Consider the following 21,158-nt stretch of genomic DNA (forward strand, 5'->3'; position numbering starts at 1 on the left):
TTTGTATTTATAACAAGGTAGACGTTAACGATGATCACCGGTGACTTAAAAAGTAAAATCGACGGGCTGTGGGAAGATTTCTGGGTGGGCGGCATCACCAACCCACTGACCGTTATCGAACAGATCACCTACCTGATGTATTCCCGTATGCTGGATACCCAGGAACAACGGGACGAAAAGCGTAAGCAAATTGCGGGGGTCGATTTTAAACCGCGCTTTGCACCTGAGCAGCAGGAGTTTCGTTTCAGCCACTACAGTAATCTGGGTTCAGATGAAATGATGGATGTGGTGCGCGATGGCGTATTCCAGCACTTCCGTCAACTTGGACAGGCGGATAAAACGAAGGCCACGCTGCTGGGTAACTTTATGAAGGATGCCCGACTAGAGATCGTCAAGCCTTCGCTGTTGACCAAAGCGGTGGAAGTCATTAAAAACCTGCCGCTGGATCGCGGTGACACCAAAGGTGATCTCTACGAATACCTATTAAGCAAGTTGACTACCGCCGGGATCAACGGCCAGTTCCGCACCCCGCGCCATATCATCCGTACCATGGTCGAGATGATGGAGCCAAATCCGGCGCGTGGTGAGACGATTTGCGATCCGGCCTGTGGTACGGGTGGTTTTCTGGCGATTAGCTATGAGTATCTACTGGAAAAATACAGCTCGCTGGAATCCATTCATACCGAGATTTGCAGCAACGAACGCGGTGAGCTGGAAGAACAAAAAATCTTTACTGGCGATCTGCTGACGCAGTGGCGTGACCATGTGGATAACAATATGTTCCACGGTTACGACTTCGATACCACTATGCTACGTATCGCCGCCATGAACCTGATTATGCACGGTGTAGAAGAGCCGGATATCCACTATCAGGACACAATGAGCCAGAGTTTTAGCACCAACTTCCCGCAGGCCAGCAAAAACGCCTTTAACCTGATCCTGGCAAACCCGCCGTTTACCGGTTCACTGGATGAGGAAGATATTGATGCCTCGCTGTCGGGAATGGTGAAGACTAAAAAAACTGAGCTGCTGTTCCTGACTCGTATTCTGCAAATGCTGAAAGTGGGTGGTCGCAGCGCCACTATCGTACCGCAGGGTGTGCTATTTGGTTCCAGTAAGGCGCACCAGTCGCTGCGTCAGGCTCTGGTGGAAAATAACCAACTGGAAGCGGTAATCAACCTGCCTTCCGGCGTATTTAAACCTTATGCGGGTGTGGCGACCGCGATCTTAATTTTCACTAAAGGCGGTCAGACGGATGAGGTTTGGTTCTACGATCTGCACAATGACGGCTATAGCCTGGATGACAAACGTAACCCGATAAAAGATAACGATCTGCCACATCTGCTGGCTAGCTGGAAGCAATATCGTACTTTACGTGGTTTTCCGGTAGATAACTTTATGGGCGAGAAATTTGCCTCGTTGCTGAAACAGCAGTATCCGGAAGGGATTGATGCTGGCGCTGATTTTAAAGATCGTTCACAAGCAGCGTTTGTAGTATCGAAAGATGATATCGCGGCGCAGAAATATGACCTCTCCATTAACCGTTATAAAGAAGTGGTGTATCAGGCTGAGGAGTATGAAGATCCAAAAGTGATTTTAAAGCGGTTAAAAGATCTGGAAAAAGAGATTCTGGCGGATTTAGATGAGCTGGAGGGGATGCTATGAGTTGGCCTATGGTGAAACTTAAGGATTGCTGCGACGTTGTGGGAGGAGCCACACCTAAACGTAATATTGCATCTTATTGGGAAGGGGATATTCCTTGGATAACACCTAAAGATATATCAAACCTTAACTCTCCTTATATTCATGAGGCGCCAGAATATATATCTTCGGCAGGGTATAAAGCTGCTGCAACATATATATTACCAATAGGAACTGTATTACTTACCTCACGAGCACCTATAGGAAATGTGGCTATTGCTGGTATTGAAGTTTGTACAAATCAAGGTTTTAAAAGTTTAATCCCAGGCAAGAATGTTCACAATAAATACTTATATCATTGCATTAAGAAATTCGTACCAAAATTAAAGTTGCTAGGTAATGGCGCAACTTTCAAGGAAGTATCTAAAACAGTTGTAGAAAATTTCGAAATACCTTTGCCTCCTTTTGAAGAACAGAAACGCATCGCGAGCATTCTCGATAAAGCTGATGGTATCCGTCAAAAGCGGGAACAAGCGATCAAACTGGCTAATGATTATTTACGTGCAACTTTTTTGGATATGTTTGGGGATCCAGTTCGCAATCCCAAAAATTGGAAATTAGGAAAATTAGGCGATATCGCAGATTGTCAACTTGGAAAAATGTTGTCCAAAAAATCAAAAACAGGGATTTTTTCAAAAAAATACTTACGAAATGCTAATGTCAGATGGCGAAAAATAGACATTCACGATCTTCTTGAAATGGATTTTAATGAAAAGGAAATGTCTAAATTTGAGCTTAGGAAGGGGGACTTACTGATTTGCGAGGGTGGGGAAATAGGTAGATGTGCAATTTGGAATAACCAAATTGCAGATTGTTATTACCAAAAAGCTCTGCATAGAGTACGGCCTAATTATAGCCTAGTAACTTCTGTATACTTACAGGAGTACTTATATTCAATGGCAAAAAAAAATGCTTTCTCTGAGTTTGTATCTGAAGTTACTTTCAGTCATTTGACTGCCGAAAAATTAAAGAACTTACTTGTACCAGTACCATCATTATCGCTTCAGAAAAAATTTGAACTGATATACAACAAATTTAATTCATTACTTAATGATAAGTATAACAATGATGAACTTTCGTTTATTTTGTTATCAAATATCATTAAAGAAAATATTTTTAAATAATCCTTATCCAAGGAAAAATATTTAACGACATATATATTTATTAAATGCGCCGTCACTGTATTGACGGCGTTTTTCATTCTATAAACGATTGCTATTTTTTATGTAGTCATACACGCAGACTAATCGACAGAAATTGCTTGATAAGGTTTGAATACTCATAGCTTCATCAATATGTTTCTTCAAAATTTTAAGAAGTTCATCTATGTCACGCTTGATTAATCCAGGCTCCATATAAGGCATCATTCTTAAAAAGAAGCCGAAATCATAAGCAAGATATAACTCATTGACACCCACTCTGACTTCAGGAACGGTTTCAGAGCGTCGTTTATCCCAGCCTTGAGACTGAAAACTTACAGGAGTGATATTTAATCGTGATAAAACACCACATGAGAGTCCTGTTTCATTAATTAAACTCCCATCGGGATTAATTAAATTAGCGTGATTTAAGAAGTGAAAAATAGGAATACGTGCATTGCCTTTGCATATATTTGGTAGAACATCATTAACAACGCATTCCCAATCATAATATCCATTTTCAAAAACAACTTCTCGGATGAGATCTACACGTTCCAGCCCAACCAATCCTTTTGCTGCCATCGATTCTGATTTTTTCACCATCGAAATAGCACCATATCCTACAACAAACTCAGTAGTACTAACCCCCTCTTCAATTTTCTCTGAGTCTCTCACATATAATTTTCCTTTAGGATCATCAGTTAAGACTAGTTCATAAAGCTCGTCTTTTATCATTCTGAATAAGTGTGCAGGGATCCTTTTTTTAGTTTCACTCAGCACTTCAAATATTTCTTTATAAGATGGTGCCTGAACATATTTTACTGGGATTTTTTTATGAATAACAGAATCACTAATATCGGCTTCATCTAGTTCAGGTTTCCACTCAACAAACAATAATTTGTTTTGTAAAAAATCCAGACTGGCATCAGGAAAACAACTGACTATATCTTCTAGAATTTCAGCTATATGCTCATCTGTTAAAGAGTAACCTAAGAAGATAACAGGTCTCTCAATAAACATAGTTAGTAATTTAGAGGAAAGGTAGGGGTTTTTCTTTCTATATTTATCATAGTCATTTGATGTCAAAATTAATGAGTTAGGTTCAGTGCAGCAGCCATGTATTTTATATATCTCGGCAATACCATGACTCCTGCCAGTAATTAATCCATCTTGGCCTATAAATGTTGTAAATTTCGGAAATAGGCTTTCTAGAAAGATATCCCAGTTTGTGGTAATGACTCCGTCAATATTTGCTTTCGCAAAAAGAGAAATCTCATGTTTTAATTCATCATCATCTATAATATTTTTATGTGCATTTTCAATATATTTAGATATTGAGAGTTTCAAAGGAGATTGTTCATTAATAAAAATTTCTTCTTGCTCTTTTTCACTTAATGCTAATTTCCCTTCTTCAGTATCCCACCATTTATCAGCATATGGCGATACCAATAATTGAGCATACTCGGGTAAGTCACCATTAGCTTTTGTTTTATATGATTTTCCCCTATCGCTTCAGCAAAATGCTTCAGAAGATTTTGCCAGCAGGGCACACCAAGGTAACGTCGAGACACTCCAGAGCCAACAAACAACACTGGGGATGCCTCGAACTGTTTAAAATGATTTTCGAGTTTTTTCTTAAAATTCATACTGATACTCTCTTTAAAAGAAATAAAAAACCCTCATAGCGATAACATTAAGGTATTACTGCTTCCATCACCAGTACATTTGTCAACTTTATACAATAAATTTTATCGTTAAAGTTCAATTGGTTATTAGAATAGATGACTGAGAGGTAGCATAGAACTCCTGATGGTAGCCGAATCGCAATTCCCGCGTTACGATATGGGGAACCAATCAAGAGCCCTTTTCCCCTAGGGGGTAATCATGCCTTTAGATTTAAGTAACACTTTAGTTATTGGCATTAGCGCAACTGCGCTTTTTGACATGAGCGAATCCGATCGCATGTTTCAGGAGACTTACGAAACCGATCCTGATAGAGCCATCGAGAAGTACCGTGCCTACATGCTGGAGCACGAAAACCACCCCCTACAGCCCGGTACAGGTTATCCCTTAGTGAAGGCGCTTCTGGGTCTAAACCAGTATCGCCAACCGGATGACAAATCATCTCTGGTTGAAGTCGTCATTATGTCGCGCAACAGCCCTGATACAGGTATCCGAGTTCTGAATACAATTCGCCACGACAAGCTAGATATCACACGATCTGCGTTCACTGCGGGTGAAACGGTCGCTGATTACCTTGATGCCTTCGATGTTGATCTGTTTTTAACAACTAGCGTAGAGGACGCGCAAAAAGTCATTGATTCTCGATTTTGTGCGGCTGCAATATTAAAAGATCCGCCTTCAGGTTCTTCCGAAATCCCTGACGGGCAAGTTCGTATTGCTTTTGATGGCGATGCAGTACTTTTCTCAGATGAAAGTGAGTTGGTCTATAAAACTTAGGGTATGGAAGCTTTTCATGCGCAAGAAGATGCACAACAAGATATTCCCATGGCAGAAGGTCCCTACGCTACTCTGCTAAAAAAATTAGCAAAACTTCAAGACCGCCTGCCTACTCGAATGGAGTATTCTCCAGTACGTATTGCCTTAGTTACCGCCAGAAACAGCCCTTCAGAAATGCGGGTAATTAAAACGTTAAGGAGTTGGGGTGTATATGTTGATGAGGCTTTTTTCCTTGGAGGCGTGGAAAAAACCAAAGTACTTCAGGCATTTAAACCTCATATTTTCTTTGATGATCAAGATGTACATTTAAATGCTGCAGCGAAACTTATTCCATCAGGCAAAGTGCCTTATGCCAGCAATTCTGAACTATTTAAAGCGTCTTGATCGTTATAAATTCCCGGGAACAGCTCATGTCTCCCGGGATAAGGTACCTGTATGGTCGATGACTGAAGTGGCTTTACAACCTTCAGCTCGGTCTATGGACTGCTTTCCCGAAATCAAACGGACTAATCCCATTCTCCCGATTCGCATCCAGATAATCCGCCCACCATTGCACCATTAACCTACGTTCCCCTAAATGTTCGGCCTTATGAATATAAGCCGCACGCACAGAGTTACGTTCCTGATGACTCATCTGACGCTCTACCGCATCCTTCGACCACAATCCCGACTCAATCAATGAACTACAGGCCATGGTTCTAAAGCCGTGACCACACACTTCTACTTTCGTATCGTAGCCCATCACTCGCAGGGCTTTGTTTACCGTGTTTTCACTCATAGGCTTGCGTGGGTCATGATCACCGATAAAGATCAGCTCACGATTTCCACTCATGCTTTTGATCTTTTCCAGAATGGTTAGAGCCTGGCGGGATAAGGGTACAAGATGCGGAGTCCGCATCTTCGAACCTCGATGTGAATGCTTCACACCTTCCAGTGGTTCACGCTCCCCAGGAATCGTCCACATCGCGGTTTCAAAATCTACTTCTGACCAGCGTGCGAAGCGCAGCTCACTAGAACGAATAAATACCAATAACGTTAGTTCTACAGCTAGCCTTGTTAGTGGTCTGCCGGTGTAGGTATCAACTCGATGAAGTAGTTCAGGAATGCGGTTAAGCTCCAGAGCCGCACGATGCTGTCTTTTAGCAGTAGCAACCGCACCGGCAATTTCTTGCGCAGGGTTGTAGTCGATTAAGCCGCTCTGAACGGCAAAGCGCATAATCGCGGTAGTTCGCTGCTGTAAACGGGCGGCGACTTCAAGACGCCCGGATGACTCCACCGCTTTAATGGGTACAAGAAGATCCCGAGTCTTAAGCTCTGCAATGTTCCGCTTACCGATAGCAGCAAAGAGATTATCTTCCAGGCTTTTCAATACACGAGCACTATGCGATGCAGACCACTTTTGATTGCTGGCGTGCCAGTCTCTGGCAACCACTTCAAAAGTTATCGCCTCTTGCTCCTGCTCTACCTTAACGGCTTTCTTGTTTTCACTGGGATCGACGCTGTTTGCTAATAGCTTACGGGCTTCATCCCGACGAGCCCTGGCATCCGCCAGCGAAACTTCAGGGTATTTCCCCAATGCCAGCATCTTCTCTTTACCGCTGAAGCGATAACGAAGCCGCCAATATTTCGAACCGTTGGGGTGAACAAGCAAAACCATACCGTCGCTGTCAGTAAGTTTATAGGCTTTTGCTTCCGGCTTAGCCGAACGAACCTTCACATCACTCAGAGCCATGATGAGTATCCTTTCAAGGGTTCTGTGTGGGTACAAACATAATCGAACCGGGATATACCCGCAGTTGTACCCGCATCAGTAAGTTGATGTAGATTGAATCAGGTTGACGTCGGTTGACTGAAAAGCGGGGCAAAGCCTTGCGGGGACTGGATTTTAGGCAAAAAAAAAAGCCACCTTTCGGTGACTTGATTTTCATACTAATGGTGCCGAAGGCCGGAATCGAACCGGCATGCCTCGCGGCGGTTGATTTTGAATCAACTGCGTCTACCGATTTCGCCACTTCGGCACTGAAGTAGTATGCGGAGAACGAGGTGAATTATACTTACCTGTGATCCGCATGCAACTGTTATCCCATCAAGTTTAGTCTAAGTGCTGAAAAAACCGCCATCAGCGCCGTTTTAGTAGCAAATAAACACTGATTAGAAGGAAAAGTATACTCGGTAGCAGTGCTCCGATGACCGGTGGGATGCTATAAACCAGACTCAACTGACCAAAAATCTGATCCAATACGTAAAAAACAAAGCCAAAGAAGATACCGGTGACAATCCGAATCCCCATTGGCACACTGCGTAGTGGACCAAATATGAATGACAGCGCCATCAGCATCATCACCGCCACAGAGAAGGGTGCAAATATCTTGCCCCACATGTTCAGTTCGTAGCGGCTCGACTCCTGACCACTTTGTCGCAGATACTTACTGTAGTCGTGCAAGCCACTGATAGAGAGTGAATCAGGGTTCATGGCGACCACACCCAGCTTTTCTGGTGTCAGGTTGGTTTTCCATTCTCCAGTTAATGTCTGCGTGCCAGTCACTTTATTTGGATTGCTCAAATCAGATTCATCAACTTGCGATAAACGCCACAGATTGTCTTCAAAAGTCGCCGTGGCCGCGTAACGAACCGAGAGCAAACGATCCTGTTGATCAAAATGATAAATATTGACGCCGGTCAGTTCTTTGTCGCCTGACACACGCTGGATATAAATAAAGTCAGAGCCATCTTTTGCCCACAAACCCGATTGCGTTGATAACAATGAACCGCCGTACATTTGTTGTGCACGGAAGTTACGCGCCATCTGTTCGCCTTGAGGCGCAACCCACTCACCAATGGCCATAGTGAGCAACACTAGCGGAATAGCCGTTTTCATCACCGAGGCGGCAATTTGCATGCGAGTAAAACCAGAGGCTTGCATCACGACGAGTTCACTGCGAGTAGCCAGCGATCCCAAGCCCAACAATGCCCCCAATAGCGCAGCCATCGGGAAGAAAACCTCAATATCTTTTGGCACCGTCAGTAAGGTAAACATCGCAGCGGAGGTTGCTGAATAATCGCCCTGCCCCACCCTACGCAACTGCTCAACAAACTTGATGATGCCCGACAGCGAGACCAACATAAATAAGGTCATTAAGATGGTATTGAGGATAGTCCGTCCAATATAACGGTCTAATACACCAAACATCAGGCAGTACCTCTCAATCGAGCACGTAACTTACGAGCCGGTAGGCTATCCCACAAGTTTAACAACACCGCTAGGGCCAAATAAGCCCCATTCACCACCCACAACCAGACCAACGGGTTTAGGTTGCCTTTACTGGCATTAGAGCGCAGCGACGTTTGCAGCAGGAAGAAAATCAAATAGAGCAACATGGCTGGCAACATGCTCAATACCCGCCCTTGACGTGGATTGACCACGCTCAACGGCACCACCAGCAACGCCATAATGATCACTGAAACAATCAGTGTCAGACGCCAATGAAACTCAGCACGAGCATCAGGTTCGGTAGATTGCCACAGTTGGCTCATCGTCATTTGCTCGGCCACATTGTTATTTTGCTGTACTTCTTGATGACCGATAATCGCCTGATAATTAATGAAATCAGTGATGCGGAAATCACGCAATAACGCCGTGCCTTCATAACGAGTGCCTTTGTTTAGGATAACCACTTGTGAGCCATCCGGGCGCTCAGTCATATGACCGCTGTCCGCCACAACAACAGAGGGACGCTGATTACCGTTTGGCCGCAATTGTGCCAAAAATACACGGTTAAACTCTTTGCCCGACACATTGCCGATAAACAGGGCTGAATTGCCATCTGTTGAGGATTTGAACTGCCCACCAGCTAAAGCAGCCAAGCTCGGGTTGGCTCTGGCATCATTTAATACTTCATCTTGATGCTTAGAAGACCAAGGCCCCAACCAAATAGTGTTAACTGCCGCTAATGCCGAAGTGGCAAGCGCCAGAATCAATGCGGCCATAATCAAGGACTTCTTACCCATGCCGCAGGCATGCATCACGGTGATTTCACTCTCCGTATACAATCGGCCAAACGTCATCAACAAGCCAAGAAATAAGCTCAATGGCAGGATAAGTTGTGCCATTTCAGGCACGCCAAGCCCCAAAAGGGATAAAACAAGGTTCGTCGGGATTTCACCATCAACCGCAGCGCCTAATATCCGAACTAACTTCTGACTAAAGAAGATTAATAGCAGGATGAACAGAATCGCAATTTGGCTCTTAAGTGTTTCCCGTACCAGATATCTAATGATGATCACGCTAATACGCCTGTGAAAACTTGTCTTTTTGCAGGAAAATCGATAGTTTCATCGTTAATCCGCCATTTATTCTCATCATATGGCAACCTTCACAGCTAAAATAGTATTACAGCATCTAGCGTTTAGGTGTCCTATAGGAACATGCTTATAGTCGCCAAAACAAAACAACTTATGCCGTTAAGGTTAACACACGTCGTTAACACAACGGAGAGAGATCGTTGCGGAGCGCTACATTCTAGCGGTAGCTCCCGCCTTTGTCTTTAAGATTCAGGAGAGTGCATGGAGTTCAGTGTAAAGAGCGGCAGCCCGGAAAAACAGCGCAGTGCCTGTATTGTAGTCGGCGTTTTCGAACCTCGCCGTCTATCTCCCATTGCCGAACAACTCGACAAAATTAGTGATGGCTACATCAGCGCTTTATTGCGCCGCGGTGAACTTGAAGGCAAAGTCGGGCAGACGCTGTTGCTGCACCATGTGCCTAATATTCTCTCCGAGCGCATCTTGTTAATTGGCTGTGGCAAAGAGCGCGAGCTTGATGAACGCCAATACAAGCAAGTGATCCAAAAGACCATCAATACCCTAAATGACACCGGCTCGATGGAAGCGGTTTGCTTTCTGACAGAGTTACATGTCAAAGGCCGTAACACTTACTGGAAGGTGCGTCAGGCGGTAGAAACAGCCAAAGAGACGCTTTATACCTTTGATCAGCTTAAAAGCAATAAAACCGAGCCTCGTCGTCCACTGCGTAAAATGGTATTCAACGTGCCAACTCGCCGTGAATTGACCAGCGGTGAGCGTGCCATCCAGCATGGTCTGGCGGTAGCATCAGGGATTAAAGCCGCGAAAGATCTGGGCAATATGCCGCCTAACATTTGTAATGCTGCATATCTGGCATCTCAAGCGCGCCAATTGGCTGATGCATTTAGCACTAATATCGTCACTCGCGTGATTGGCGAGCAGCAAATGAAAGAGTTGGGCATGCACTCTTATCTGGCTGTTGGCCATGGCTCACAAAATGAATCATTGATGTCGGTGATAGAATATAAGGGCAATCCAAACCCTGACGCTAAGCCAATTGTGCTAGTGGGCAAAGGGCTAACCTTCGATTCTGGCGGTATTTCTATTAAGCCTGCCGAAGCCATGGATGAAATGAAATATGACATGTGCGGTGCCGCAACAGTTTATGGCGTCATGCGCGTGGTGGCTGAATTACAATTGCCGTTAAACGTCATTGGCGTGTTGGCTGGCTGTGAAAACATGCCGGGTGGCAGTGCTTATCGTCCCGGTGATGTATTGACCACGATGTCTGGTCAGACAGTTGAAGTGCTGAATACCGATGCAGAAGGCCGATTGGTACTGTGTGATGCGCTGACCTACGTTGAGCGTTTCGAGCCAGAACTGGTGATTGATATTGCCACACTGACCGGCGCGTGCGTCGTGGCACTAGGCCATCACATCACCGGTCTAATGTCGAACCATAACCCGCTGGCTCATGAGCTGATCGGCGCATCAGAGCAAGCGGGTGACCGTGCATGGCGCTTGCCACTGAGTGATGAGTTCTACGAGCAGTTGGACTCCAATTTTGCTGATATGGCCAATATTGGTGGCCGTGCTGGCGGGGCCATTACCGCAGGCTGTTTCTTGTCGCGTTTTACCCGTAAATACAGTTGGGCGCATTTGGATATCGCGGGCACAGCATGGCGTTCGGGTAAGAACAAAGGTGCAACAGGCCGGCCAGTCGCGTTATTGTCTCAGTTCCTGCTTAACCGTGCTGGGTTAAACGGCGACGATTAATCGTTTGATATTTTGATTTGATATACACCCAAAGTCATTGAAGTTGCAGGTAGATAGCAAATGAACTCATCCCGATGAGCTGGCTGACGTTAGTCATTAAGTCAGTGATTCGGGTGAGTGAGTGCCGCTAACAATCCTGCCGCTTCAAGGATGAAGGGTGCAGAGAAAACAATGAAAAACGCCACCTTTTATTTGCTCGAACACGACACGCCCTCAGGCGAGTTGCGCGCTCATGAAGCGTTGGCCTGCGAGGTTGCTGCTGCTCGTTGGCGAGCTGGCAAACGGGTGCTGATCGCCTGTGAAAGTCAGGAGCAGGCCCAACGGCTAGACGAAGCCCTGTGGCAGCGCGCGCCTGAGCAATTTGTGCCTCATAATTTGGCGGGTGAAGGGCCAAAATATGGTGCACCGGTCGAATTGGCATGGCCGGAACGACGTGGAAATTCCCCCCGAGATCTGCTTATTAGCCTGCTGCCAGAGTTCGCAGGTTTTGCCACTGCTTTCCATGAAGTGGTAGACTTCGTCCCTTACGAAGAAAATTTGAAACAGTTGGCGCGCGACCGATATAAGTCTTATCGCAGCGTCGGCTTCCACTTGACTACGGCAACGCCGCCAACTAATTGAACTAAAAAAGAAAATGGAAAACACACCGTCTAATATCGATAAAGCTGAACCTTCCCTCGATAAAACATACAGTCCGCAGGAAATCGAGCAGCCGCTGTATGAACACTGGGAAAAGCAGGGTTATTTCAAGCCAAACGGCGATACCAGTAAAGAAAGTTACTGCATCATGATCCCGCCGCCAAACGTGACCGGCAGCCTGCATATGGGTCATGCTTTCCAGCAAACCATCATGGATACCTTGATTCGCTATCAGCGTATGCAAGGTAAAAATACCTTGTGGCAAGCCGGTACTGACCATGCCGGGATCGCGACCCAAATGGTGGTTGAGCGCAAGATTGCCGCAGAAGAAGGCAAAACCCGCCACGATTATGGCCGTGATGCATTTATCGATAAAATTTGGGAATGGAAAGGCGAATCAGGCGGCACTATTACGCGTCAGATGCGTCGTTTGGGCAACTCCGTGGATTGGGAACGTGAGCGTTTCACCATGGATGAAGGCCTGTCCAACGCCGTAAAAGAAGTGTTTGTCCGCTTGCATAAAGAAGATTTGATTTACCGTGGCAAACGTCTGGTGAACTGGGATCCCAAGCTGCGTACCGCTATCTCTGATTTAGAAGTGGAAAACCGCGAATCCAAAGGCTCCATGTGGCATCTGCGTTATCCTCTGGCCGATGGCGCGAAGACCGCAGAAGGTAAAGATTATCTGGTTGTCGCCACCACCCGTCCGGAAACCGTGCTGGGTGATACGGGTGTTGCAGTTAATCCAGAAGATCCACGTTATAAAGATCTGATCGGCAAAGAAGTGATCCTGCCACTGGTTGGCCGCCGCATTCCGATCCTTGGTGATGAACACGCCGATATGGAAAAAGGCACCGGTTGCGTAAAAATCACCCCGGCCCACGACTTTAATGACTATGAAGTCGGTAAGCGCCACGCCCTGCCTATGATCAACATTTTGACCTTTGACGGCGATATTCGCACAGAAGCAGAAGTGTTTGATACCCACGGTGAAGCCACCGATGCATGCAGCAATGCAATTCCAGTACAGTTCCAAGGTCTGGAGCGTTTCGCGGCGCGTAAAGCGGTGGTGGCTGAATTCGATAAACTCGGCCTATTGGAAGAGGTTAAACCGCACGATTTGACGGTGCCTTATGGCGACCGTGGCGGCGTGGTTATCGAACCGATGCTGACCGACCAATGGTATGTCCGTACCGCACCGTTGGCCAAAGTTGCCATTGAAGCGGTCGAAAACGGCGAGATCCAATTCGTACCTAAGCAGTACGAAAATATGTATTACTCGTGGATGCGTGACATTCAAGACTGGTGTATCTCACGCCAATTGTGGTGGGGCCACCGGATCCCGGCTTGGTATGACGAGCAGGGTAAAGTGTACGTCGGCCGCGATGAGGCTGAAGTGCGCCGCGAAAACAACCTCGGTGCAGATGTTGCATTGCGTCAAGATGAAGATGTGCTGGATACTTGGTTCTCATCCGGCCTGTGGACCTTCTCAACACTGGGTTGGCCTGAGCAAACCGAAGCACTGAAAACTTTCCACCCGACCAGTGTCGTGGTCAGTGGCTTCGACATTATTTTCTTCTGGATTGCGCGCATGATCATGCTGACCATGCACTTTATGAAAGATGAAAATGGTAAGCCACAAGTGCCATTCAAGACCGTCTATATGACCGGTCTGATCCGTGATGATGAAGGGCAGAAAATGTCCAAGTCAAAAGGTAACGTCATTGACCCACTGGATATGGTTGATGGCATTTCGCTGGAAGAGCTGCTGGAAAAACGCACCGGCAACATGATGCAGCCGCAACTGGCCGAGAAAATTCGTAAACGCACCGAGAAGCAGTTCCCGAACGGTATTGAACCGCATGGTACTGATGCCCTGCGCTTCACCTTAGCTGCATTGGCCTCCACGGGCCGTGATATCAATTGGGACATGAAGCGCCTGGAAGGTTATCGCAATTTCTGTAATAAGTTGTGGAACGCCAGCCGTTTCGTGCTGATGAATACCGAAGGGCAAGATTGTGGGCAGAATGGCGGCGAGATGGTGCTGTCACTGGCTGACCGCTGGATTCTGGCTGAATTCAATCAAACCATTAAGGCCTACCGTGAAGCGATGGATACCTACCGCTTTGATCTGGCGGCTGGTATTTTGTATGAATTCACTTGGAACCAGTTCTGCGACTGGTATTTGGAACTGACCAAACCAGTAATGAACAGTGGTTCTGAAGCGGAGTTGCGCGGCACACGCCATACGCTGATTGAAGTATTAGAAGCGCTGCTGCGTTTGGCGCACCCTATCATTCCTTACATCACTGAGACTATCTGGCAGCGGGTTAAAACCCTGAAAGGCATTACTGCGGACACCATTATGTTGCAGCCTTTCCCGGAATATGACGCCAGCCAAGTTGATGAAAAAGCGTTGAGTGATTTGGAATGGATCAAGCAGACCATTATTGCCGTACGTAATATTCGGGCAGAAATGAACATCGCACCGGGTAAACCACTGGACGTGATGCTGCGCGGTGCCAGTGCTGACGCCCAGCGTCGCGTGCTGGAAAACCAGAGCTTCATTCAGTCGTTAGCGCGCCTATCCTCCCTCACCTTGCTAGCTGAAGGTGATAAAGGCCCGGTATCCGTGACCAAATTGGTTGAAGGTGCTGAAGTACTGATCCCGATGGCCGGTCTGATTGATAAAGCCACGGAGCTTGATCGTTTGGCCAAGGAAGTGGCAAAACTGGAAGCCGAGATTGAGCGTATCGAAGGTAAATTGAGTAACGAAGGTTTTGTGGCGCGTGCGCCAGAAGCCGTCGTTGCTAAAGAGCGCGAAAGAATGGCGGCCTGTGCTGAAGCCAAGCAGAAATTAATTGAGCAGCAGGCAGTTATCGCCGCACTGTAATTAATCTGAGATTCATAAAACCAAAACAGCGGGATATTCAATATACCCGCTGTTTTTTTATCATTGCCTCCTTGCGTCATTCAATGGTATTACAGATTATGACTAAGTTATTACCATTCGATTTATAGAGTAATACACCATGACCACAGCTACACCTATCCGCCTGTTGGTGCGCCCTATTACCGCAGCGGACAACCTTGCTATCGCCAATGTTATCCGTGACGTTTCGGCTGAATTTGGCCTAACCGCGGACAAAGGCTATACCGTGTCTGATCCCAATCTGGATCACTTATATGAGCTGTATAGCCAGCCACGTAGTGCATATTGGGTGATTGAAGTGGACGGTAATATTGCGGGCGGCGGCGGCGTTGCCCCTTTAGCGGGCGGAGAAGCAGATCTGTGTGAATTGCAGAAAATGTATTTCCTGCCGGTATTACGCGGTAAAGGGTTAGCCAAGCAGTTGGCATTACAAGCACTGGAATTTGCTCGCCAGCAGGGGTTTGGCCGCTGCTATCTGGAAACAACTGCCAGCCTGACCAGCGCCATCGGTTTATATGAAAAATTAGGTTTTGAGCATATTGGCAGTTCGATGGGCAATACTGGCCATGTGGATTGTGAAGTCACTATGCTGAAAAAATTGTAATTATTCAGGGCGCATCAAGCGCCCTGATATTATTGGCTAACAACCTTGCGATTTTAAATCCTCAAAGTCGTTGGAATCGCAATAGCGCAAATCCCGATGAGCTTACATCAGTAACTAATTCGGGTGAGTGAACGAAGCTAACAACCCTGTTATTTCAAGTACAAAGGGATATTAGTGACGTTTACCGTCGTCATCTTCATCAATCAGCTCTTCGTCATCGAACTCGCCGTCTTCGTCATCTTCGCCATTAGGATCTTCATAGTAAGTGCCCCAACCGTCGTAATTCACACCACAAGTCTCAGCCAGTGCAATCAGCTGTTCTACCTGCGCATCAATAATTTCAGCATTCAGGGCTACTTCACTAATCACATCGCAGCACATCACTACTGAACCATCTTCCACTTCCAGTTCTTCAGCATCGGTCACTTCATAACCCAGCTTGAAGGCTTCAACAGCAGCTTTTTCCAGCACTTCAAACTTCTCGGCTGAAAGGTGGTGTTCAATAGTGTATAGCGCATCCGGATCGCTGCCATCGTCCAGCAGTTCTTCGATGATCAGGCGGGTCTCGTCACGTTGTTCGTCCAGCATTTCGCGGTTTGCCATGCCTTTATCCTCAGTCAATGGGCTTTGTATGCTGCTATTTTCCCACACCCACGCGGTTGCCTCCACTACAAACGAGAAAGATTTGTTGATTGGGGTTGTAATTGAATATTTATACGTATAAATTGAATTTAAATTCATATCGAAGTTCAATTAAACCCAAAATAATTGGTGTTGTGGCTAGGCATCGAATATGAAGGGACACATGGAGATGAACAGATGAGTCAGTTCTATAAACGTCACTTTTTGAGGTTACTGGATTTTACCCCCACCGAGATAACGGCCCTGCTGGCATTGGCTGCTAAATTGAAGCAAGCCAAGAAATCCGGCACTGAGCAGCAAAAACTGGTCGGTAAGAATATCGCGCTCATCTTCGAAAAAGACTCGACCCGTACTCGATGCTCTTTCGAAGTTGCCGCATATGATCAAGGTGCGCGCGTGACTTATCTCGGCCCAGGTGGGAGCCAAATCGGGCATAAAGAGTCCATTAAAGATACTGCCAGAGTATTAGGCCGCATGTATGACGGTATTCAGTATCGTGGTCACGGCCAAAAGGTAGTTGAAACGCTGGCTGAATTTGCAGGTGTGCCAGTATGGAATGGACTGACAAATGAGTTCCACCCCACCCAGTTGTTAGCCGATTTACTAACCATGCAGGAGCATTTACCGGGTAAGTCACTCAGTGAAATGAAGTTTGCTTATCTTGGTGATGCGCGCAACAACATGGGCAACACAATGCTGGAGGCCGCAGCACTGGTCGGGATGGATTTACGTCTGGTTGCGCCAAAAGCGTGCTGGCCAGAGGCCGAGTTGGTCGCGGTTTGTCAGGCTCAGGCACAAAAAACTGGCGGTAAAATTACCCTGACTGAAGATATTGCCGAGGGTGTAAAAGGCGCTGATTTCCTGTATACCGATGTTTGGGTCTCTATGGGGGAACCGAAAGAAGTATGGCAAGAGCGCGTTGCCCTATTGAAGCCCTATCAGGTCAATATGAATGTGGTGAAACTGACCGACAACCCGCAGGTTAAATTCCTGCACTGTTTACCCGCATTCCACGACGACCAAACTACCGTCGGCAAACAAATGGCTGAACTTTATGACCTACCGGGTGGCATGGAGGTGACTGATGAAGTGTTTGAATCCGCCCACAGCATTGTGTTCGATCAGGCTGAAAACCGCCTGCATACCATCAAAGCAGTGATGGTCGCCACCCTCAGTCACGCATAAGAATAGTTAGCATAGCAAAAGGCCAATACAGTTATTGTTTGGCCTTTTTTCGACCCAATGGGCGTTATTGGTGAAGGCAGATTGAACACGGACAGCGCACGGCAAACGGAGCGTACATGTAGCCCGCAACGGCGGCGAGCACTGGCCACATTCAAAACGGCAAGTAAAATAGGTTATTTCACTGCCAGTTTAACAACGGCTTTACGCACATTGGCAGGCTCACCCACCGCACACAATGGCTTATGTACTTCCCCTGGATAAAACACCACGAAGTCACCGGTTTGCATCACAAACTGCTTCTCCTGCTCACCTGCGGGTAAAAAGGCAATATCTTTATCTGCAAGCCAGTCAGTATCAGGTTTACCGGCAGGTAAATTACTGAACGTCATCCCCTCAACTCCAGCCAGCACGATCTGGATATCCAGATATTTAGCGTGATACTCCGCCCGGCGGTTTTCCAGATAGTCAGTGCTGTCATTGGATATCAATACGAACAGATTATTGCCATCAATATCATGCTTACCCAATGGGGTTTCTGGGGTGATATTTTTTTTCACATATTCAATGGCGTCTTTTAATTCCGCAGGCAGATAAGGCAACAATTCCAAATGATGAATATTTCCGGTGATCATGGCTTTCCCTTTTGTACAAATAGACCCTTCATGCTTCAAGCTGCATGTGTGTTGGCTACGCTCAATAACCCACATCACTCACCACAGTAAGCTCATTGGGATTATTTCTCTTGCCGCTTTCCAGCAACTCGCATCATTTGGGGTGTAAAATGAAATGACGTTCCATTATAACCAGTTCCACCTATATTTAGTGGGAGGTTTCTAACATTTATTCATACCCATATTGAAAGCTGTATTTCTTGACTAAGTTCATCTCCTTGTCGATATTTCCTCAGAATCATTACTTTTTTGTAATATTTCTTTATCACTAATTGTTATAACAAATAACTGTTGAGACTTTGACCACAGACAGCAAAGTCATTATCGTGAGAAACTGCGATGAAATAGTCGAAAAAACAATAATTTCCTATTGGTGTAACTATCTATCACCCGCAATATCTATTAACAGCATAATGGCGCTAATCCATCTTCAGGGAGTCTCAATGAAAGCTAAAATTCTGTCATTCTTGATTTTGACAGCACTATCGAGTGGCGCACTGGCAGCAACACCACCTGATACTCTGGTCGTCGTACAATCCCTAGATGATATCGTCAGCCTTGATCCGGCAGAAAGCAATGAACTGTCTAGTATTCAAACAGTTCCAAGTCTGTATCAGCGTCTGGTTCAGGCTGATCGTGATGATCCGGCAAAAGTCGTTCCGGTGCTGGCTGAAAGCTGGCAAGGCGACGCCGCCGCAAAAACACTTACCGTAAAATTACGCCCAAAAGCCGTATTCTCCTCCGGTAATCCAGTGCAAGCCGATGATGTCATTTACTCATTCACCCGTGCAGTCAAAATGAATCGCTCACCGGCCTTCATTCTTAACGTACTGGGCTGGGATCCGAATAATATCGAACAAAATCTGAAGAAGATTGATAACAATACCGTGCAACTGAGCTGGAGTGCGGATGTCAGCCCAGCGGTGGCCCTGAATATTTTATCAACGCCGATTGCGTCGATTGTGGATAAAAAAGCCGTAACCGCCAATGTGAAAGAAGACGACTATGGTAATGCCTGGTTGAAAATGCATTCAGCTGGTAGTGGCCCGTTCAAAATGCGTGTTTATCAGCCGCATCAGGCCATCGTATTGGATGCCAATCCAACATCACCTGGCGATAAACCGCAGATTAAAAATATCATCATCAAAAACGTGCCAGATCCAAGTGCTCGCCGCTTGCTGATTCAGCAAGGTGATGCCGATATCGCCCGTGAATTGGGGCCGGACCAAACTGCAGCGCTTAAAACACAAGCTGGCGTAAAAGTGGTTGAGATTCCCTCTGCGGAACAAAACTATTTGGTCTTTAACACCGCCAATCCAGCCAACCCACTGTTGAGTAAACCCGAGTTTTGGCAAGCTGCCCGTTATTTAGTGGATTATCAAGGCATTACCAAAGACTTGCTCAAAGGCCAGTATTTTGTGCATCAAAGCTTCTTACCTGTTGGTTTACCGGGCGCGCTAGAAAGCAATCCGTTTACTTTTGATCCCGCTAAGGCAAAAGGAATTCTGACAAAAGCCGGTATTAAAGATGCCACATTGACACTGGATGTGGAGAATAAACCGCCGTTTATTACCATCGCCCAATCACTGCAAGCCAGCTTTGCACAGGGTGGCGTGAAATTGGTATTGCTGCCAGCAGCAGGTAGTCAGGTTTATGGTCGCGTGCGTGCCAAGCAGCATCAGTCGGCTATCCGCCTGTGGATCCCGGATTATTTCGATGCGCACTCCAATGCCAGCGCTTTTGCTTATAACGACGGTAAGAGCAGCACAGTTGCCGGTTTAAATGGCTGGGTGATCCCCGAGTTGAATAAACAGACATTAGCCGCTGTCGCCGAAGCAGATCCCGCCAAGCGCACGGCGCTCTACACTCAAATGCAACAAGAACTGCAACAAAATTCACCTTATATCTTTATCGACCAAGCCAAAGCACAAGTTGTTTTGCGAGATAATGTAAAAGGCTATCAACAAGGTCTAAATGCGGATATGGTCTATTATGACCGTGTCACCAAATAGCGTTGGCACATTGATAATCTTATCGATGAAACAGTGAGTTACGAGTAGATGTCTGTAGCATTAAATCATACGCCGGGAACTCAATCCCGGCGTCGTCTTTGGGGGCTATTACAGGGATTATTTACCCTGGCCCTGACCTTATTCGGACTACTGGTTATTACCTTTTTCCTCTCGGCGTTGTCGCCAGTGGATCGGGTATTACAAATTGTGGGCGATCACGCCAGTGAAGCCACTTACCAGCAAGTTAAACACCAACTGGGGCTAGACCAACCATTACCTGTGCAGTTTTGGCACTATCTAGAGCGCCTTGCTCATGGGGATCTGGGGCTTGCCAGTGCTAGTGGGCAGCCGGTTTTACATGACCTGCTCACGGTGTTCCCTGCCACATTAGAACTGGCGACATTGTCGCTTGTCATCGGCGCTGTTCTGGGGGTTATCCTCGGTTTATTGTGCGCTCGTTGGGCGGGTAGCAAGCTGGATGCCACGATTCGTTTCATCACCCTGTTGGGTAACTCCGTGCCAATCTTCTGGCTCGGTCTGCTGATGTTGCTACTGTTTTATGCTCGTCTGCAATGGAGTCCCGGCCCCGGTCGCCTTGATGATATCTATCAATACACTGTGGAAGCGAAAACCGGTTTTGCCCTGATTGATACGTGGCTGTCCGGTGACGCCGGTGCCTTTGGTAACGCGATTGCCCATTTGGTCTTACCGGTAGCTCTGCTCTCTTACTATGCATTAGCCAGTATCACCCGTCTGACGCGGTCGGCCTGCCTGAGTGAACTGAATAAAGAGTACATCACATTGGCGAGAGCCAAAGGCGCAGGTGAGATGCGAATTCTGCTGATGCATGTGCTGCCGAATATCCGTGGCACCTTGCTAACCGTCATTGCTCTGGCCTATACCAGCATGTTGGAAGGGGCGGTGTTAACGGAAACCGTCTTTGCCTGGCCGGGCATTGGCCGCTACTTGACCAGTGCACTATTTGCTGGCGATACCACGGCCATTATGGGCGGAACTCTGTTGCTCGGGATGTGCTTTATTTTGATTAACAATGTGACGGATCTGCTGGTCCGCCTGCTGGACCCGAGAACGCGCTGA

At 46.6% G+C, this 21,158-nt stretch carries 15 protein-coding genes, 1 tRNA gene and 1 pseudogene; 10 read left to right on the forward strand and 7 right to left on the reverse strand.

Annotation, left to right across the window (positions count from 1 at the left end):
* Positions 1 to 30: 30 nt before the first annotated feature.
* Positions 31 to 1,665 carry an N-6 DNA methylase gene (locus tag ACIOG0_RS19020; RefSeq protein ID WP_404704900.1) on the forward strand — a complete coding sequence of 545 codons (1,635 nt, stop codon included), beginning with the start codon at positions 31 to 33 and terminating at the stop codon, positions 1,663 to 1,665.
* Entirely contained in the window at positions 1,662 to 2,825 is a 1,164-nt protein-coding gene (locus tag ACIOG0_RS19025) for a restriction endonuclease subunit S (protein WP_404704901.1), read from the forward strand. The genes ACIOG0_RS19020 and ACIOG0_RS19025 overlap by 4 nt, the downstream gene beginning before the upstream one ends.
* A 78-nt stretch (positions 2,826 to 2,903) precedes the next feature.
* Here the strand turns inward: ACIOG0_RS19025 and ACIOG0_RS19030 are convergent, their stop codons facing one another.
* Entirely contained in the window at positions 2,904 to 4,289 is a 1,386-nt protein-coding gene (locus tag ACIOG0_RS19030) for an SIR2 family protein (RefSeq protein WP_404704902.1), read from the reverse strand.
* 435 nt (positions 4,290 to 4,724) lie between these two features.
* Here ACIOG0_RS19030 and ACIOG0_RS19035 point away from each other — a divergent pair.
* A pseudogene (locus tag ACIOG0_RS19035) lies at positions 4,725 to 5,684 on the forward strand (5'-nucleotidase).
* Between the two features lie 82 nt (positions 5,685 to 5,766).
* Here ACIOG0_RS19035 and ACIOG0_RS19040 read toward each other — a convergent pair.
* From ACIOG0_RS19040 to lptF, 4 genes are all read right to left on the reverse strand, one after another.
* Positions 5,767 to 7,032, reverse strand: a complete 1,266-nt coding sequence (locus ACIOG0_RS19040; RefSeq protein ID WP_404704903.1) for a tyrosine-type recombinase/integrase — start codon at positions 7,030 to 7,032, stop codon at positions 5,767 to 5,769.
* Positions 7,033 to 7,233: 201 nt separating this feature from the next.
* Positions 7,234 to 7,318, reverse strand: a tRNA-Leu gene (locus tag ACIOG0_RS19045).
* 101 nt (positions 7,319 to 7,419) lie between these two features.
* Positions 7,420 to 8,490: an LPS export ABC transporter permease LptG gene (gene lptG, locus ACIOG0_RS19050; RefSeq protein ID WP_050099928.1), complete on the reverse strand. Its 1,071-nt coding sequence runs from the start codon at positions 8,488 to 8,490 to the stop codon at positions 7,420 to 7,422.
* Complete coding sequence (gene lptF / locus ACIOG0_RS19055; RefSeq protein ID WP_050099926.1) at positions 8,490 to 9,584, reverse strand: LPS export ABC transporter permease LptF; 1,095 nt, start codon at positions 9,582 to 9,584, stop codon at positions 8,490 to 8,492. Before lptF ends, lptG begins: the two co-directional genes overlap by 1 nt.
* A 279-nt stretch (positions 9,585 to 9,863) precedes the next feature.
* Between lptF and pepA the strand changes: the two genes are divergently transcribed.
* The 4 genes from pepA to ACIOG0_RS19075 all read left to right on the forward strand — a co-directional run bounded on the left by pepA (position 9,864) and on the right by ACIOG0_RS19075 (position 15,550).
* Positions 9,864 to 11,375 (forward strand): leucyl aminopeptidase, encoded by a 1,512-nt coding sequence (pepA, locus tag ACIOG0_RS19060; protein WP_050099925.1) that lies wholly within the window; start codon positions 9,864 to 9,866, stop codon positions 11,373 to 11,375.
* A 171-nt stretch (positions 11,376 to 11,546) separates the two neighbouring features.
* Positions 11,547 to 11,996, forward strand: a complete 450-nt coding sequence (locus tag ACIOG0_RS19065; protein WP_050099924.1) for a DNA polymerase III subunit chi — start codon at positions 11,547 to 11,549, stop codon at positions 11,994 to 11,996.
* Between the two features lie 13 nt (positions 11,997 to 12,009).
* The gene (locus ACIOG0_RS19070) at positions 12,010 to 14,907 is read left to right on the forward strand and encodes a valine--tRNA ligase (RefSeq protein WP_050099922.1); all 2,898 of its coding nucleotides are present in this window, start codon (positions 12,010 to 12,012) and stop codon (positions 14,905 to 14,907) included.
* Positions 14,908 to 15,046: 139 nt separating this feature from the next.
* Positions 15,047 to 15,550 (forward strand): GNAT family N-acetyltransferase, encoded by a 504-nt coding sequence (locus ACIOG0_RS19075; RefSeq protein ID WP_050099920.1) that lies wholly within the window; start codon positions 15,047 to 15,049, stop codon positions 15,548 to 15,550.
* A gap of 171 nt (positions 15,551 to 15,721) precedes the next feature.
* Here the strand turns inward: ACIOG0_RS19075 and rraB are convergent, their stop codons facing one another.
* Positions 15,722 to 16,153: a ribonuclease E inhibitor RraB gene (gene rraB / locus ACIOG0_RS19080; protein WP_050100141.1), complete on the reverse strand. Its 432-nt coding sequence runs from the start codon at positions 16,151 to 16,153 to the stop codon at positions 15,722 to 15,724.
* 216 nt (positions 16,154 to 16,369) lie between these two features.
* Here rraB and argF point away from each other — a divergent pair, with 216 nt between their 5' ends.
* Positions 16,370 to 17,377 carry an ornithine carbamoyltransferase gene (argF, locus tag ACIOG0_RS19085; protein ID WP_050099918.1) on the forward strand — a complete coding sequence of 336 codons (1,008 nt, stop codon included), beginning with the start codon at positions 16,370 to 16,372 and terminating at the stop codon, positions 17,375 to 17,377.
* Positions 17,378 to 17,550: 173 nt separating this feature from the next.
* Here argF and ACIOG0_RS19090 read toward each other — a convergent pair whose 3' ends face one another.
* Complete coding sequence (locus tag ACIOG0_RS19090; protein WP_050099917.1) at positions 17,551 to 18,009, reverse strand: YhcH/YjgK/YiaL family protein; 459 nt, start codon at positions 18,007 to 18,009, stop codon at positions 17,551 to 17,553.
* Positions 18,010 to 18,491: 482 nt separating this feature from the next.
* Between ACIOG0_RS19090 and ACIOG0_RS19095 the strand changes: the two genes are divergently transcribed.
* Complete coding sequence (locus ACIOG0_RS19095) at positions 18,492 to 20,060, forward strand: ABC transporter substrate-binding protein (RefSeq protein ID WP_050099916.1); 1,569 nt, start codon at positions 18,492 to 18,494, stop codon at positions 20,058 to 20,060.
* Between the two features lie 48 nt (positions 20,061 to 20,108).
* Positions 20,109 to 21,158, forward strand: coding sequence for an ABC transporter permease (locus tag ACIOG0_RS19100; protein WP_050099914.1), 1,050 nt, complete (start codon positions 20,109 to 20,111; stop codon positions 21,156 to 21,158).

The organism is Yersinia vastinensis, from assembly GCF_044905075.1.
In the GTDB taxonomy this organism is placed as follows: domain Bacteria; phylum Pseudomonadota; class Gammaproteobacteria; order Enterobacterales; family Enterobacteriaceae; genus Yersinia; species Yersinia vastinensis.

Coding starts and splice junctions, on each gene's coding strand:
- ACIOG0_RS19020 (WP_404704900.1), top strand. CDS start 31: ATGATCACCGGTGACTTAAAAAGTAAAATCGACGGGCTGTGGGAAGAT.
- ACIOG0_RS19025 (WP_404704901.1), top strand. CDS start 1,662: ATGAGTTGGCCTATGGTGAAACTTAAGGATTGCTGCGACGTTGTGGGA.
- ACIOG0_RS19040 (WP_404704903.1), bottom strand. CDS start 7,032: ATGGCTCTGAGTGATGTGAAGGTTCGTTCGGCTAAGCCGGAAGCAAAA.
- lptG (WP_050099928.1), bottom strand. CDS start 8,490: ATGTTTGGTGTATTAGACCGTTATATTGGACGGACTATCCTCAATACC.
- pepA (WP_050099925.1), top strand. CDS start 9,864: ATGGAGTTCAGTGTAAAGAGCGGCAGCCCGGAAAAACAGCGCAGTGCC.
- ACIOG0_RS19065 (WP_050099924.1), top strand. CDS start 11,547: ATGAAAAACGCCACCTTTTATTTGCTCGAACACGACACGCCCTCAGGC.
- ACIOG0_RS19070 (WP_050099922.1), top strand. CDS start 12,010: ATGGAAAACACACCGTCTAATATCGATAAAGCTGAACCTTCCCTCGAT.
- ACIOG0_RS19075 (WP_050099920.1), top strand. CDS start 15,047: ATGACCACAGCTACACCTATCCGCCTGTTGGTGCGCCCTATTACCGCA.
- rraB (WP_050100141.1), bottom strand. CDS start 16,153: ATGGCAAACCGCGAAATGCTGGACGAACAACGTGACGAGACCCGCCTG.
- argF (WP_050099918.1), top strand. CDS start 16,370: ATGAGTCAGTTCTATAAACGTCACTTTTTGAGGTTACTGGATTTTACC.
- ACIOG0_RS19090 (WP_050099917.1), bottom strand. CDS start 18,009: ATGATCACCGGAAATATTCATCATTTGGAATTGTTGCCTTATCTGCCT.
- ACIOG0_RS19095 (WP_050099916.1), top strand. CDS start 18,492: ATGAAAGCTAAAATTCTGTCATTCTTGATTTTGACAGCACTATCGAGT.
- ACIOG0_RS19100 (WP_050099914.1), top strand. CDS start 20,109: ATGTCTGTAGCATTAAATCATACGCCGGGAACTCAATCCCGGCGTCGT.